The organism is Pseudoalteromonas sp. 120-MNA-CIBAN-0494, from assembly GCF_040308885.1.
Taxonomy (GTDB): Bacteria; Pseudomonadota; Gammaproteobacteria; order Enterobacterales; family Alteromonadaceae; genus Pseudoalteromonas; species Pseudoalteromonas nigrifaciens.
On sequence record NZ_JBEOOE010000016.1, the window covers coordinates 38,770 to 53,599 of the forward strand.

13 protein-coding genes and 1 riboswitch are annotated in these 14,830 nt (G+C 40.9%); of the genes, 7 read left to right on the plus strand and 6 right to left on the minus strand.

Annotation, left to right across the window (positions count from 1 at the left end):
* Positions 1-50 precede the first annotated feature (50 nt).
* The 3 genes from AAEY55_RS11270 (at position 51) to ribB (ending at position 3,219) form a co-directional block, all read left to right on the plus strand.
* The gene (locus AAEY55_RS11270) at positions 51-896 is read left to right on the plus strand and encodes a magnesium transporter (protein WP_011327914.1); all 846 of its coding nucleotides are present in this window, start codon (positions 51-53) and stop codon (positions 894-896) included.
* 207 nt (positions 897-1,103) lie between these two features.
* A complete protein-coding gene (locus AAEY55_RS11275) occupies positions 1,104-2,162 on the plus strand; it encodes a S66 peptidase family protein (protein ID WP_089368110.1) in 1,059 nt (352 codons plus the stop codon).
* Positions 2,163-2,226: 64 nt separating this feature from the next.
* A riboswitch (FMN riboswitch) is annotated at positions 2,227-2,406 on the plus strand.
* 159 nt (positions 2,407-2,565) lie between these two features.
* Positions 2,566-3,219 carry a 3,4-dihydroxy-2-butanone-4-phosphate synthase gene (gene ribB / locus AAEY55_RS11280; protein WP_179806779.1) on the plus strand — a complete coding sequence of 218 codons (654 nt, stop codon included), beginning with the start codon at positions 2,566-2,568 and terminating at the stop codon, positions 3,217-3,219.
* Positions 3,220-3,291: 72 nt separating this feature from the next.
* On the opposite strand, the gene AAEY55_RS11285 is transcribed toward ribB, so the two are convergent.
* Entirely contained in the window at positions 3,292-3,948 is a 657-nt protein-coding gene (locus AAEY55_RS11285; RefSeq protein ID WP_086993412.1) for a nitroreductase family protein, read from the minus strand.
* A gap of 168 nt (positions 3,949-4,116) precedes the next feature.
* On the opposite strand from AAEY55_RS11285, the gene AAEY55_RS11290 reads away from it, so the two are divergent.
* Together AAEY55_RS11290 and AAEY55_RS11295 are read left to right on the plus strand one after the other, a co-directional pair.
* The gene (locus tag AAEY55_RS11290) at positions 4,117-5,052 is read left to right on the plus strand and encodes a LysR family transcriptional regulator (protein WP_179806694.1); all 936 of its coding nucleotides are present in this window, start codon (positions 4,117-4,119) and stop codon (positions 5,050-5,052) included.
* Positions 5,053-5,172: 120 nt separating this feature from the next.
* Positions 5,173-5,796: a LysE family translocator gene (locus AAEY55_RS11295; RefSeq protein WP_011327920.1), complete on the plus strand. Its 624-nt coding sequence runs from the start codon at positions 5,173-5,175 to the stop codon at positions 5,794-5,796.
* 62 nt (positions 5,797-5,858) lie between these two features.
* Here AAEY55_RS11295 and AAEY55_RS11300 read toward each other — a convergent pair whose 3' ends face one another.
* Positions 5,859-7,529, minus strand: a complete 1,671-nt coding sequence (locus AAEY55_RS11300) for a pseudouridine synthase (protein WP_350551310.1) — start codon at positions 7,527-7,529, stop codon at positions 5,859-5,861.
* A gap of 312 nt (positions 7,530-7,841) precedes the next feature.
* Between AAEY55_RS11300 and AAEY55_RS11305 the strand changes: the two genes are divergently transcribed.
* Positions 7,842-8,105, plus strand: coding sequence for a YkgJ family cysteine cluster protein (locus AAEY55_RS11305; RefSeq protein ID WP_011327924.1), 264 nt, complete (start codon positions 7,842-7,844; stop codon positions 8,103-8,105).
* A 55-nt stretch (positions 8,106-8,160) separates the two neighbouring features.
* Here the strand turns inward: AAEY55_RS11305 and AAEY55_RS11310 are convergent, their stop codons facing one another.
* Positions 8,161-10,029, minus strand: coding sequence for a TonB-dependent receptor domain-containing protein (locus tag AAEY55_RS11310; RefSeq protein WP_350551314.1), 1,869 nt, complete (start codon positions 10,027-10,029; stop codon positions 8,161-8,163).
* A 164-nt stretch (positions 10,030-10,193) separates the two neighbouring features.
* Here AAEY55_RS11310 and AAEY55_RS11315 point away from each other — a divergent pair, with 164 nt between their 5' ends.
* Positions 10,194-10,703: a peptide-methionine (S)-S-oxide reductase gene (locus AAEY55_RS11315; RefSeq protein WP_086993420.1), complete on the plus strand. Its 510-nt coding sequence runs from the start codon at positions 10,194-10,196 to the stop codon at positions 10,701-10,703.
* 148 nt (positions 10,704-10,851) lie between these two features.
* Here the strand turns inward: AAEY55_RS11315 and AAEY55_RS11320 are convergent, their stop codons facing one another.
* The 3 genes from AAEY55_RS11320 to AAEY55_RS11330 form a co-directional block, all read right to left on the minus strand.
* Positions 10,852-11,397 carry a DUF4136 domain-containing protein gene (locus AAEY55_RS11320; protein WP_011327927.1) on the minus strand — a complete coding sequence of 182 codons (546 nt, stop codon included), beginning with the start codon at positions 11,395-11,397 and terminating at the stop codon, positions 10,852-10,854.
* Positions 11,398-11,506: 109 nt separating this feature from the next.
* Positions 11,507-14,281, minus strand: coding sequence for an ATPase (locus tag AAEY55_RS11325; RefSeq protein WP_350551317.1), 2,775 nt, complete (start codon positions 14,279-14,281; stop codon positions 11,507-11,509).
* Positions 14,278-14,826, minus strand: a complete 549-nt coding sequence (locus AAEY55_RS11330) for a condensin complex protein MksE (RefSeq protein WP_058373159.1) — start codon at positions 14,824-14,826, stop codon at positions 14,278-14,280. The genes AAEY55_RS11325 and AAEY55_RS11330 overlap by 4 nt, the downstream gene beginning before the upstream one ends.
* Positions 14,827-14,830: the final 4 nt, after the last annotated feature.

The window sequence follows — 14,830 nt, forward strand, 5'->3', positions numbered from 1 at the left end:
ATTTAAATAAAATACAATTAGCCTAGCATTAGCCAATCGGGAGATTCGCCATGACGGTAATGAGCAAAAACTACGTAGAAAATAACCCACACTTTTCTCAAGCAGAAATAGGGGCGGCTAGAAAAGTGTTTTTAGCGCACAGCTATAATAAACAAGTGCACTTATTAACAATAATGGATGTTGAAGAAGCGGTTGCTATTTTACAGCACTGTTCAATTACTTATGTACAAGACTTAATAAGTCGTTTAGAAAAAGACGGTTACGACAAACTCGCTCGACACTATGCGCATCAGTTGGGTTTTATTCACTCAGAAGTTGAAACAGCGCAAAGTTATTTAAATACCTCGGCACTGGGGCATGTGCAGCAGCGTATTGGCTGGATCATAGTATTAGCGTTATTAGGTATAGTGTCTGGGTTAATTATTACTCAATACGAAGACACATTAAGCCAGTTAGTATTGTTGGCAGTGTACATGCCGGTTATTGCGGCTGCGGGCGGTAACACAGGCTCACAAGCGGCTACTTTGGTAATACGGGCGTTAGCAACAGGCGAGCTGAAAAAAAGACAATGGTTTGCTGTGTTTCTTAAAGAAAGCCAAATTGCAGTGTGTCTTGCGTTAGCGGTGGCGGGCGTAATGGTTATTCGCATCTTATTTTTTAGCGATGTTAAATCTGCCGGTGGGTTCGATTTAAATATAATTGCGATGGCCATCGCAGTGGCATTGTTTATTCAGGTAACTATTTCTACTACGCTAGGGGGGTTATTACCTATTTTAGCGCGGGCACTTAAGCTAGACCCCGCGGTATTAGTGAGCCCTGTATTGGCATCAATTGTTGATATATCGGGGATGTGGATTTACTTTACCGTAGTTAACTATTTTTTAGAAATTGGTTAAATCAAAAGTTTTAGGTTTATATGTTTTGCGCTAATCACTTAACACTCAGTAATTAGCGCAAAACTTAGTTTGAATTTATTCTTGCACATTTCCCCCTCTACCAATTACTTTTAACTAAAATTTCTTTAGGTTATTCATCTGCCATCAATTTGATCTATGCTGATATGGAGCAATACGGTTTAACGTCCTCTCAAATAAGGATAAATAATGGCTAATATACTTTACCCGGCACCTTTAAAAGTAGGTTCTAAAATTGCGGTGTGTTCGCTTTCAGAAGGGATCGCGGCTAAATATCATGCTCGTTTAGAGAGTGTAATAAACGGTTTAAAACAGCGTGGCTATGAAGTAATTGAGGGGGCGTTTTTACGGCGCAGCGAAGCAACAGCAGAATTAGCTACCAAAGCCCATGCAGAGCAGTTAATGGGCTTTTTAGTTGACGATAGTATTGATGCAATTATGCCTCCCTTTGGTGGCGAACTTGCGATGGAAATACTGCCGCAACTTGATTTTAATGCTATTAAACAGGCTAAACCCAAATGGCTTGTGGGGTTTTCAGATGTGAGTACTGTGGCCTGTGCACTCACTGCTAAATGCCAATGGGCAACGCTGCATTGTGCCAATTTAATGCAATTGCACCCAAACGAAAAAAGCCCGTATTGCTTACAAATATTTGAAACCCTAAGTTATGCAGCAAATAGTGAGTTTACACAGGCACCATCAACACATTATCAAAAAGTAGCCCCCGATTATGCACAGCACCCAGAAGCCTTATTTAATTATACCGAGACGACTCAGTGGCAATGCTTAAATTACTTTGATCAGCGTACTATCGAAATGTCGGGGCGTTTATTTGGAGGCTGCCTAGATACCGTGGGTTTATTACTCGATTCACCATTTTTAGACCTGCATGAATTTAAAAAGCACAGCGCGCCCGAAGGGCTAATTTTATACTTAGAAAATTCAGAGTTAACCCCCACTACTGTAGCGCGATTTTTACTGTCGTTAAAACTAGCCGGTATATTTGACGACATTAACGGCATAATTATCGGCCGCAGTGAAATTACACAAGGCAAAAACCCCGAATTTGACTATCGCCACGCATTAAATGTAGCGCTTGGGGGCTGTATGTTTCCGGTTATTATAGATGCAGATATAGGCCATATTGCACCTAACTTAAATTTAATTAACGGTGCTACTTGCACATTAATTGCCGATATAAACGAAGGCAGAGTAATAAAAGCATCATTAAATACGTCGCTCTCTTAATTGGCTTTGAATAACGTGCCGATACAGGGGTATAATAAGCTGGCTTTTATAATTCGTTATTTAAGTACATTCTCAGGGCGGGGCGAAATTCCCCACCGGCGGTATGTTTAATTACTATTTTAATTACATTTGTAGTGTTTAAATAAGCCCGCGAGCGCTTTGTTGTTTTATATAATATCAAAGGTCAGCAGATCTGGTGAGATGCCAGAGCCGACGGTTACAGTCCGGATGAAAGAGAATATGGCTTAAATATAGCGTTAATAGTGCGTGGCTTTTGGCTGTGTGCTATTTATGTTTTTTAATTTAAGTTATTGTTGGTACTTATACTTTAATGCTTTTAGAGTTTATTTTATCGATCCTTTCAGTGTCCTGAATCTATTTATTTTTAATCAGGAATATAATGATGATTCAGTCTCTACTTACTCAATTTGGCGAGCCGTTAACGCGCGTCGAAAATGCCATTACCGCACTACAGCAAGGCCAAGGCGTATTGGTTGTTGATGACGAAAACCGTGAAAACGAAGGTGACTTTGTATTTTCAGCCGAGCATTTAACCACCGCCCAAATGGCTGAGATGATCCGCGAAGGCAGCGGCATTGTGTGTTTATGCATGGGGGAGGAGCGCATAAAACAGCTCGACCTACCGCAAATGGTTACTCATAACACCAGTCAAAACAATACCGCTTACACCATAACCATTGAGGCCAAAGAGGGCGTAACTACAGGCGTTTCTGCAGCCGATAGAGTTACAACGATTAAAGCCGCCACAGCCGACAATGCTAAACCTGAGGATTTATCGCGCCCAGGGCATGTATTTGGCTTAAAAGCTAAAACGGGTGGAGTACAGGTACGCCGTGGTCATACCGAAGCATCTGTAGATTTAATGCAACTTGCGGGTTTAAAGCCGTTTGGCGTTATTTGCGAGCTAACTAACCCCGATGGCTCAATGGCGCGTTTACCTGAGGTGAGCGGTTATGCAAATAAGCATAATATGCCAGTGGTATCGATAGAGGATTTAGTGCAGTACATTCAAATTGCACAACAAAAAGTAAGTTAACTGCAATAAAAAACCCCTGTTTAATTTAATTAAACAGGGGTTTAAATTATTAAAAACGGGCGATAAACGCGATTATAAAACCTGAATTACTTGCTCAGCGTCTAAACGCGATTTAGGTAACTTAGCATTATAGTCCTCAGCGCTATCGTGATAGCCCAGCGCTAATGCGACATCACATACGTAACCATCTAATTCTTTCGCAAAAATTTCACCAAGTAACTGCGCATCTACGCCTTCCATTGGGGTTGAGTCAATGCCTAAACGAGCTGCTGCGTGCATGGTATTACCAAGTGCAATGTAAGTTTGCGCTTTAGTCCAAGTTGCATTATTGCCTTGCTCATCGGTATTCATATCTACAAACGCAAACGCGCCAAAAGCTTGTTCACGGTTTTCGCTTTGCGTGCGACCATTTTTAATATCTGTGTCTATAACGTGTGCGTAATCATCACGGGTATAGTTAGTTTTGTGAGCAAAAAGCACAATATGCGATGCTGTTTTTGCGTGCTTTTGATTAAACTGAAACATATTTGCAAAGCTGTCATGAAAACGTTGCTTAGCTTGATCAGACTCAATAACAATAAACTTCCACGGTTGCGAGTTAATTGATGAAGGCGATAAACGCATAGCTTCATAAATTACGTTAAGGTCGTGATCGCTAATACGTTTAGCTGCATCATAATGTTTGGCCGTGTGGCGTTTTTCTAAATCGCTAATAATAGGGTGAGTCATGGTTTTCTCCGGGTAAATTTAACTTTAAAACAATCATACTTAACAGATAAAAATTAACGATTGGTTAGAGTAATAAGTGCTTAGTGCGAATGGCAGCTAATATACGCTTTGCTTTGTGAAAAATAAACAGCATAATAATTGAAACATTATCAAATAAAAATAGATAATATGCAGATAGACGATCTTAAACTTATTTTAAAAGTTGCAGAATTTAGAAGCATTACTTTAGCCGCAGCAAAATGCGATATGCGCACCGCAACCGCGAGTGCTGCCATTAAACGTGTAGAGTTAGCCCTTGGCAGTGAGCTGTTTATAAGAACAACACGCCACTTACGCCTTTCGGCAGCGGGTGAGCGTTACATTCCTCAGTGTGAGCAAGCACTTGCAGTGCTAGAGCAAGCAAAACAAAACCTCAAAGGCGAACATGATGAAATTGAGGGAGAGCTGCGCGTTGCACTGTCATCAGATTTTGGGCGTAATTTAGTGATCCCCTGGATTGATGAGCTTATGGATAATTATCCTAAACTCAGTTTAAGAACGCATATAAGCGACAGTAACGTTGATTTTTATCGTGATTCGGTCGATATAGCGCTGCGTTATGGATCTCCAAGCGATACTAATATGTATGGTTTTAAAATTTGTAACGTACCACGGCTCCTTTGCGCCACTAAAGAATACTTAATAGCACATGGTAGCCCCAATCACCCAGACGAATTGAATCGTCATCAGGGCATGTTTTATCAACTACAAGACATTATAAATAACAGCTGGGAATTTACCGACGGGCAAAGTAAGTTTAAAGTTAAAATGCAAGGTAAGCGTGCCTCTAACGATGGCGATTTAGTTAGACGCTGGTGCGTTGCCGGTAAGGGGCTGGCGGTTAAGTCAGCGCTCGATATAGCAGATGATTTACTGGCCGATAGGGTGGTTACGGTGATGCCAAATTATCAACATGTTAGCGGTGAGTTATGGCTTATTTGCCCAAGCAGGCAGTCAATTACTCCCGCGGTGCGTTTACTGCGCGATGTGTGCCGTGAAAAATGCCGCACAATTATAAAACAGTTAATTGCCAAAGGTATTATTGATAAAAGTGTATTGGACTAGCCATTTATTTACGCTTGATAATTTTAAGTGTAGGGTATAAATATAAGGCTTTAGCTTAAGGTGGTAAATATTAAGTCGGGCAGTTAAATTTAAATAAAGGACTTTTAATAAGGTGTGCTTATGGATTATTTAGTTGCAACCGTATTTTTTGCTGTATCAGCTTCGGTCACTCCTGGGCCAAATAACATCATGCTTATGACCTCAGGGGTAAATTTTGGCGTGCGAAAAAGCCTACCTTTACTTACGGGGATCTGTATTGGTTTTGCCTTAATGATACTACTGATAGGCTTAGGCTTTGGGCAATTATTTGCGTTGTTCCCTAATTTGCATTTAATTATTAAGTGCTTAGGAACACTGTACTTGCTGTATTTAGCATGGCTCATTGCTAAATCTGGCAGTGTAAACTCAACAAACAGTCAAACCAAGCCGCTTACTTTTATAAAAGGAGCACTATTTCAGTGGGTAAATGGTAAAGCATGGGTTGTAGCCACTGGTGCTATTGCGGCGTTTACAACCGTTGGCGCAGGTTATTACGGGCAAAGTTTTACATTAGCGCTGACGTTTTTGTTGGTTGCTTTTCCGTGTGCAGGAGTATGGTTGTTTTTTGGTACATTATTAAAGCAAGTATTAAAGTCTGAACGTTATAGACGCTACTTTAATTATACTATGTCGGCGTTACTGGTTTTATCGGTAGCACCTGTGGTGAAAGAAATTACGCTGCAGGTATTCTCCCAAGGCGTTTAAACAAAACACCCTGAGAGCAAATTTAAACAATAAGAAGTCAATGGGCCTAGGCTCGACCATTTTTAAAAGTCGGGCGCTACTTCAAACTCTAACTGCTGATGATAAATCGGGTGGCAAAACGATAAGTACTCGGCATGTAAATGTAATCTATTGGCTTTTTCACCGTAGTGATCATCACCAACTATGGGCATATTTAAGCCTAACTTATGCGCGCAATGTACTCTTAGCTGGTGCGTACGCCCCGTTTTAGGGTAAAGGTGCAAGCGGGTAATATTATCTTTTCGCTCTAACACCTGCCAAGTAGTAAGGGATGCTTTACCGTGTTGATAACACACTAATTGGCGCGGTTTGTCATCAAAATCTAAGCGCAGAGGTAAATCAATTGTACCACTGTTTTGAACTACATTTCCGGCAACTAAAGCAACGTAACGTTTTTCTATGGTACGCTCTATAAACTGTTTTTGCAGGGCTTTATGCGCTCTTTTATTGAGTGCAATAATTAATAACCCTGACGTTGACATATCTAAGCGATGCACAATGAGCGGGCCGGTAGCGTGTGGAAATTGTGTTTTAATGCGCAAATAAACCGAGTCTTCAATATTAACCCCAGGAACGGACAAAAATTCAGCAGGTTTATTGATCACTAATATATCGTGATCTTGGTAAATAATAGTTAAATCTTTACCAATAGCAGGGTTGATCAATAATGGATTTTCTTCTACATGTAAGCCTTTGAGCATATGCCCTAAAATAGGTTGGCATTTACTATAACAAGACGGGTAGTAATGTTTATGATGCCTAATAGCTGATTTAGGCGCAGCGCCCCACCAAAATTCTGCTAAAGCTAAAGGTTTTAAATTATGTTGATACGCATATTGCAATAACTTAGGCGCGGCGCAATCTCCTGCGCCTGCTGGTGGCGTATGCTCAGGCAAGGGTGCAAAAATAGCGTTTAGATCTTTAGTTTCGTTATTAGCATTTAAAAATTGGTATTGCGCAAACAGCTTTTTTTGTAAGCTTTTAGAAAGTGTTTTACGACGTTTTTTTAAGTGTGCAATTTCATCAGTAATATTATTTAGAGCTTGCTGCAGGGTGTCGAGTTTACTTTGCCATTGCTGCTTTAGTGCTTGCAGTTGCTTTTTTTCGACAATACTTTGCCCAGCTAACTGAATTTTTAGCTGCTCAAAGTCAGTTGGGGATAACTGAGTGCTTGCATCAGTGCGTTGTTGTTTACGCATTCGGCGGCTAACTTGCATTAACGCTTGCTGCGCTTCTAACTGCTGCTGATAAGTGGCATTGGCTTGGTTAAATGCGTTATTAAGAGTGCTAAATTGCTCACTATTTTCTAGCTGCTCAATTTGGGCGTTAATATTATTAATAATGCTGCTTTGTGCTAAATACTCAGCATCGTGTAGCTGCATATCGGCCACGGCAGGTACAAAGTTAATTTTACTGCTTACGCCCTCAAGTTGCCCCGAGTAAGCGGCTAAATAACCAAGCTGTTGCTGATTATTTTGCACCACTAGTACGCCAAACATTTTACCCGACTCTTCATTATTAGCTGGGTTTGCCAAGTACTCTAACTGTGTTTCGAGCTGTTGTTGCAACTGCTCGGTTGCTGCTACAGCAATTGCTTTAGGCTCATAGTAAAAAGGAAAAGTAAATTTATCTGGTAGCGCCATGTGATTTACAGGCGCTGAAAATGGCGTAAAGCAAGTAGCAATATTTGGCATGGGCAATATAATAATGAAGTTTTTAACGAAATAATTAGCCAATATAATAACATAGTCGCTGCTATGTCACTAAGTGTGTTGTGTTATTAGTATGTGCCTTAATTGTTTGATGTAACGGGTTGCTGCAAAGTTTTAATTAAATGAGTAGCGCCATTATTTATCGTAATTCGTGTTAAAATATTAGCCCGTTAAAAAATCAATGTTTTAGTGAGCTAGGCTGGACTTTAATTTTACAAAACGCTAAGCGTTAATATCGTGTGTGTAGCATCAACTAGATTACTAATAAGCAAATGCATTTAAACAGAGGTTATTATGAAAACACAGCCTATGGCGTGTCGGTTAGGCTGTGGGGCATGTTGTATTGCGCCAAGTATTAGCTCGCCCATACCAGGAATGCCAAACGGTAAAAAGGCCGGAGAGCGCTGTATTCAGCTAGATGAGCGTAATTTATGTAAGTTATTTGGCGACGCCAGTCGGCCAAAAGTATGCAGCGATTTTAGCGCCACATTAGATGTATGCGGTACAACTAATGCGCAGGCTTTAGCGCTTATTACTGAGCTTGAGGAGTTGACCTGAGCAAGCCTATCATCTACAACCACCTGGTAAATAATAAGCTTGCTTGTGTAGTGCGCTACCAACTATACGTTGCGCTTAGCGTATATTGCTCGCCCCGTCCAGGAGTGCCCGGGATCTCTTGAAACGATTCATTCCACAGGTTATCTGCGGCCAATGTAATAAATAAGTTTTTAATCTGCGGCGGCATTATTTTTAAGGTTAAATGAGTAAATAACGCATCATCATCGCCACTGCGCAGCGTATTTTCATGTTGTTTGCGCCACTCGTTATCTATACGAAACTCTAAAATATCTGTTGGGTTCCAAATAGCCGCAAGGGTTAGCCTATGGTCTGGGTAGTTTAATGCGTAAAAGCTGGCATCTATATCGGCTGCGCCATAATTCTCTGATTTTTTTAAAAAGCTATAACTGGCAATAATTTCTGCGTTATCAAAATGCTTAGTTGCAAGAAACTCAACCCCCGAGGTATTAATATCTACCGGATTGGCAAAGCGGGCAGAAGTGGCATCAAAACTATAAGTCCAATCGGTTAAGTTATCATCTTGACGATAAAAAACAGCAGAATTAAAACGCCAACTTTGTCGCTCTAATAATAAACCCAGCTCAAGGTTTTTAGTACTTTCGCGCTCAAGGTTATAGTTACTTCTAAACAAACCGCCAGTGTCACTGCCGCCAATTGCGGTATAGCCTGCTACTTGGCTTGCCTGTGCATACGATAAATAAACAGTGCGCTCAGTGCCGTCACTATTTTGTGTATTTAAAGTTATATCACCAATAAGTGAAATTTCAGAATCGTCACGATTGGTATCGTCAAAAGCCGCACCAAGGCGAATAGTAAGGTGTTGATCGCTCTCAAGTGCCATTTGGTACTCTGGCAGCACACTTACTTTATAATAATTACGTGTGGTAAAATTATTTTCAAGCGTGGTCGATTCAATCGAATCATTAATAAATTGCGCAGAATAATTGAGAGCAAAAGACGTGCTGTGCGCATGGCGCCCTGAAAGTGCTAGTGATTTAACGTCGGTTTGATGAAACGCTTCGAACGACATTGGGTTTTCACGAGAATACACATAGTGATCCTCGTGTTTACGATAATATGTAGATACTTCAAACGAGCTCTCGGCGCTATAGTTTTGCTTATGGTTGAGCATAAATAGCTGAGTTTTAAGATCTTCAGTTTCGTTAACCCCAAAAGGAGTATACAAATTTGGCCAACCAAAAAACTTTTCTTGAGAGCCAAAAAATAGATCGGTTTGTGAGTCTGGCCCCACTAATTGAACACGGCTTGAGGCGCGGGTAAAGTCATGATCGCCATAATCAATAGAGCCATCACTTTGTGAGTGAGAAAACTCGCCTTCCACACCCAGCTGCCAATCGGTAATACCATCTAATGGTATATTCACGCCCGCATGCAGGCTTTGTAAATTAAAATCATTGCTACCAACCCCAAGTGATACGCTACCACCTGTACTAATTGGCTTCCAAGCAAATGATACTGTACCAACTGAACTGTTAACGCCATAAAGTGCATTATCTGCTGCGGTGAATATAGCTGGGCCGCGTAGCATTTGCGGCGCTATAGGAATTTCGGCAAAATAATGTCCCGACTGCGGATCGAACAAAGTGGCGCTGCCAACCCTAAAACCAGTATTTTCGAAAATACCACCACGAATGGTTACATCTGCTTGTGCTTCGGCCATATTACGCGATTGCACATCAACACGCGGATCATACTCTAAATTAGAAACCGGTGAGTCGAAAGTGCCCACGGGTTCTTTATTTGCAGTAGGGGAGGCTTCAACCGTTATTTGCTCTATTGCAGTGGCATTTTTAGTTTGCACTTCAGCGTAGGCAAAGCTAGTAACACTGCATAGCAATGTAGGTAATAATACGGGTAATATAAGGCGCGGGGCACGATTCATGTTTTTCTCATTTTTGTATATGTAATTGTGCTAACAATTAAATCCGAAACACGCCTGTTAAGGCGTGATAAAGTAGTCAAATAATTGTAATTTGGCTTGGTATTGTATATTAATCTTAAAAAATTGCATTTGATAATCATTCGTAAAGTAGGGTAATTGATTTTATGAGCACAGTACAAACAAGCGAAAATTCGCATCTAGAAAGTATTTACTTTGCCGGAGGCTGCCTTTGGGGGGTACAAGAGTTTATTAAGTACTTACCCGGCGTTGTTACCACTGAGGCTGGGCGAGCTAATGGCACAAATAATAATACACAAGGTGAATACGACGGTTATGCCGAGTGCGTGAAAGTAACCTTTGATATAACAGCCGTGACACTCTATAAACTGATTGAATACTTTTTTGAGATTATTGACCCTTACAGTGTTAATAAGCAGGGTAACGATGTTGGTTTAAAATACCGTAGTGCTATTTATAGTAAACAGCAATGTCACTTAACAATTGCAAACGACTATATAAATCAACGCGCTGATGCAGATAAAATAGTGGTACAAGTTCAGTTGCTAACCAATTATGTTCCCAGCGATGCAGAGCACCAAGACCGGTTAACTAATTTTCCCGATGACTATTGTCATATCCCACCTGAGTTATTACATAAATATAAATCGAAATAAAGTTAAAGTCTGCTATATCAATTATGCTAAGAGCAACTGTTTCTCTCATCAGTAAGCTCTGTGGCTACAACAAAAGATTTAATAAAAAATAATCAGCCACAAAAAAGCTCACAAATTGTGAGCTTTTTATGTGCTTTAAAACCTGCCGCTACTTTTGTGGCGGGAAGTTATTTAAAATTTTAGCGACTGTTTTTCTAACCGACAGTTCACGTTGCTCAGGAGATTGGTTTTTCTTTAATCGACCATCTTCAGCGCCGCGCCATACTAACTGGTTTGATTCACGGTCAATAATATCAATAACTAAAGTACCTACTTCGTATTCACGAGCAGATATATCGTTTTGATACCCTAAACCCCACGAGCTCCAACGAGCGCCGTAGCCAATATTAAAAGAACTTACGTCTAGCTCTTTATCTACCGATGCATGGTAGTTTACCAGCACGTCTGCTTGAGCAGGATCGGCTAAGCTCATGCCCATTTTTTGATTAAGCTCACTGCTTATTGCGCTGCGTACACGTTTTTCCATTAACGCATTAATTTGATAATTATTGGTGTCTTTTGTTAAATCTGCATTTTCTACCCACGCAAACGTTTTATAGTTAGCAAAGTTTGCTGACTTGTCGTAATCCCAATCTGCGGTTTGCGTACAAGCAGTTAAAAACGCAAGTGCGGCTACAATAAAAATATTTTTCATACAGTTTACTCCTAATCTTTTTTATAAAATAACACACATTGTTAGGCAGTGTGATATTTAAGCGCTTAACAACAGTTTAGCTGTTATAGCTGAACCATTGATTAATTACTTAATGTTCAACTTCTATCCAGTCTTTTTCGTCTACCCAGTTTTGTGCACCGTCTTTAACTGAGCGAATTGGCACAATATAATCGCAGCTTGTTTGCGGTTTAACTGAGGCAAATATAGGGACGAAGCCAAAGCTAAGCGCGGTTTCAATAATTGCCTTTTGATTTTGCGGATCAATGTCGGCGGCTTCATCTATGTATATAGGTATACGGTATAAGTTTTGTTCTTGTGAGCTTAACAAATAGCGAATAAACAACATACCACATAATAACTTAATAGTTATTCGCGTACCGTTTGAACCCGCCGAGTCTATTTTGTCAAAGTGTTCGGTATCGCCTGCGCGATTGACTACTTCAAAACGAATATCAAATAAATCCGTGAGGGTAAGGCCAGCTTTGTCGGAGGCGAGCTTAATTAAATGATCTTTCGCCTCGTTTACTGCGCTTTCGCTATACGGTTCTTGGCTGAGTAAATCCAGCGTGTCCCCTTGCTCAAACTGATGCGAGGTACTAATTATAGTATCTATACTATCAACTAACATTTTGCGCGGTATTACATTAATTTTAAATGCTTGCAGGTTCGAAATACGATGCTGGCTAATGCCTTTATTAAAGCTGTTCATTTCGCGGCGCAGGCGGTCTAAATCTTCGCGTAGGCCTTTAATGGTTGCGGCTACTTCTGTTAGGGCCACACGGCCTTGACGCTCAACGGCATCGCGTTCGTTATCAATGTTATGAAACGCACTAATGAGTTTTTGATACTTACTAAACTCATCGTTTTCGTTATCAAACTTGGTAATACCGGCATTATAAATATGCAAATAGGTATTGCGTACGTTTATCTCAAAGTTACGCAGCTCTTGGCAGTCTTTATTAAAGTGGTGCACTAGGTCGCTTAAATTATCAAAGTCTATTGTTACCTCTATCATGTAAGGGGTAACTTTGCCGCTGTATAAATCAAGCGTGTGATCAATTCGTTCGCTTTTCACTTGGCGCAGACGATCTGATTGGCGATTAATTTGCGCCTGTTTTGATTTAATAATTGAGCGTCTGTCGCTAATTGAGCCGCTATTTTTTTGAATGTCTTGTAGGTAGTCGTCAACCTGATCGCGCTCAGCTAACAACTGCTCTTTTAGCATGGTTTGTGCTTCAGCCGATTGCAGCATAGTGTCAAACTGCTCTAAACGTTTAAGGGCGGCCTCGGCGCTCATTAGTTCATCGTACAAGGTGTCTTTTTCTTTTTGCTTATCGGCCACATTTGCAGCTACATCGCGCTGTTGCTTAAACTCTTTTAAAGCATGCTCAAGGGCACTTAATTGAGCGGTTAGCTGCTCTTTATTTTCGCCGCTTTGCATTTGTACAGGGGAGAGCTTTTTAAGCTTAATACTCGCGCCAGGTAAGCTAAGCACGCCGCCTTTTACGTTTTCGCTTAAGTGCGATAAAAACGCACTAAATGCGTCTTCGTCATCAATGCTTATGCCGCCATTGCTGGTGGTTGCAAACGAGAGCATGTCGGGGTTTAAAATGCGCGAAATTTCTTCCACTTCTTTTAACGACAGCTCTTCGCGCATGCGGGTAAATAAATTAAACTCCAAGTTTTTAAGTTGTAGCTTTAAGCTCTTAATTTGTTTTTGGGTTTCGGTAATACGGTAGTCAAGTGTATGCAGGCTTTGCCCTTGTGCGCTGGTAATAGAGTGTGAAAGCGACTCGTAGTCTTGCTTTAACTGGGTAAGGCTCGTTTTAAGCGTGGCTTTGTTAACCAGTTCAAATTCGTTTTTAAGTGCGTTAAAATCTAAAAACCATTGCTCTATTTGCGTTTGCCTGCGCTCTATATCGCGCGACTGCTGTACGTACAAACTTTGCTTTTGTTCAAACTCGTGTTTTTCGTGTTCTATGTTTTCAAGTGCTATTGCTAGCTCTTCTAGTTGCGACTCTTGGTAGTTGTCAAAATCAATCAGTGCTTGGTCAATTTTTGGAGCATAAGCCGCTAATTTACCTTTTAGAACGGTTTGGTTCTCTAGCATCGACTCAAGCGCCGCTATGGGCTCTTGCATCGATTCAAGGGCGTGCAATTCACGTTTACTGCGGTTTACTTTATCGAACGAGCGACGCCACACTTCATAAAAGTCGACCTTAGAGTTAGACATGTGGCGCTCAAATACACGTAGCATAAATCGTTTTACATCGGCGGCACCGAGTTTATGTAAGTTAAGAATACGGCGAAATATTTCTTTATAAATAGTCGAATCTTGAACGTTATTAAGCGGGATCATTTTTAAGTTGATCTCGTCGTCAAACGGGGTTGCGCCGCCGGTGAGTAGGGCGTTTAGTTCTTGCGCTTTTAGCTCTATGGGGTTGTAACCAAGCTGTTTTAAATGGCTGAACAGCTTAGTGTATTTAATAATGGTTTTACCTTGGGTGTACTGCTCTAAATCAAGCTTGCCTTGGTAGCAAAAATATTGATGCGCATAACCGGCAATTTTCCCCAAACCCGCTACACCAATCACTACTGAGCCATGGGGCAAATTTGCTTCAAGCAAAATGTAGGATTGATCTGACGAAAAATAAAACTTTCGGGTTTCGTCTAAATCGTGGCCATCCCATTCGGTTAGGCGTAAATCGTTAATAAGCGGAAATTGCAGGGCATTTATTACTGAGCTTTTACCCGTATTGTTGGGCGCGCAAATAGAGCTGCTTTTATCCAGCGGGATCACACACTTTGCGTAACCTGCGGTATTGAGTAGGGCGAGTTTACTTAGTCCGTATAAATTTTTCATTGCTCGTCCTCTGTTAGGTAGGTTTCTTCGTTTACTTCCATTAAGGCATCTATATAGCGATGGATAGGGGCTTGCAGCATAAAGCCTGCTTCTACTTCGCGTGCCAAACCTAAGCGTACCATGCGCAGGTACACGTCTTTGCGCAGATCTGAACCCGAAAATATCTCTAGTTGATCAAACAAGTGTTTGTTAATTTGCACTAAGGTTTGCATTAACTCTAAATCGTTTACTTCGTCGAACAAGGCGCGCATTGGGTCTTTGCCGGTGTTGGCGTAGTGCTCAATTAAAATATAAATAGTGAGCGCAATAGCACGGGATATTTTGCCCATATTGGGTGTGCTTTCGTCGCTGCTAAAGTAATAAAAGCCACGGCTGTCGTGTTTTAGCTCATTACCTAGGGCGCTAAATAGCGCGCTGTACGCGTCTATGTTTTGATCCAGCTCTTGCCACATTAGGTTGTCTTGTTCGCAAATATGATAACCCGCCACTAATTTTTTATTAATTGCTTGTAAGTGGGTAAGCTCGTTTAAGTTTATTTGTGTCATGGTG

Coding starts and splice junctions, on each gene's coding strand:
- AAEY55_RS11315 (WP_086993420.1), top strand. CDS start 10,194: ATGAGCACAGTACAAACAAGCGAAAATTCGCATCTAGAAAGTATTTAC.
- AAEY55_RS11270 (WP_011327914.1), top strand. CDS start 51: ATGACGGTAATGAGCAAAAACTACGTAGAAAATAACCCACACTTTTCT.
- AAEY55_RS11300 (WP_350551310.1), bottom strand. CDS start 7,529: ATGCCAAATATTGCTACTTGCTTTACGCCATTTTCAGCGCCTGTAAAT.
- AAEY55_RS11330 (WP_058373159.1), bottom strand. CDS start 14,826: ATGACACAAATAAACTTAAACGAGCTTACCCACTTACAAGCAATTAAT.
- AAEY55_RS11320 (WP_011327927.1), bottom strand. CDS start 11,397: ATGAAAAATATTTTTATTGTAGCCGCACTTGCGTTTTTAACTGCTTGT.
- AAEY55_RS11325 (WP_350551317.1), bottom strand. CDS start 14,281: ATGAAAAATTTATACGGACTAAGTAAACTCGCCCTACTCAATACCGCA.
- AAEY55_RS11275 (WP_089368110.1), top strand. CDS start 1,104: ATGGCTAATATACTTTACCCGGCACCTTTAAAAGTAGGTTCTAAAATT.
- AAEY55_RS11295 (WP_011327920.1), top strand. CDS start 5,173: ATGGATTATTTAGTTGCAACCGTATTTTTTGCTGTATCAGCTTCGGTC.
- AAEY55_RS11310 (WP_350551314.1), bottom strand. CDS start 10,029: ATGAATCGTGCCCCGCGCCTTATATTACCCGTATTATTACCTACATTG.
- AAEY55_RS11305 (WP_011327924.1), top strand. CDS start 7,842: ATGAAAACACAGCCTATGGCGTGTCGGTTAGGCTGTGGGGCATGTTGT.
- AAEY55_RS11290 (WP_179806694.1), top strand. CDS start 4,117: ATGCAGATAGACGATCTTAAACTTATTTTAAAAGTTGCAGAATTTAGA.
- AAEY55_RS11285 (WP_086993412.1), bottom strand. CDS start 3,948: ATGACTCACCCTATTATTAGCGATTTAGAAAAACGCCACACGGCCAAA.
- ribB (WP_179806779.1), top strand. CDS start 2,566: ATGATTCAGTCTCTACTTACTCAATTTGGCGAGCCGTTAACGCGCGTC.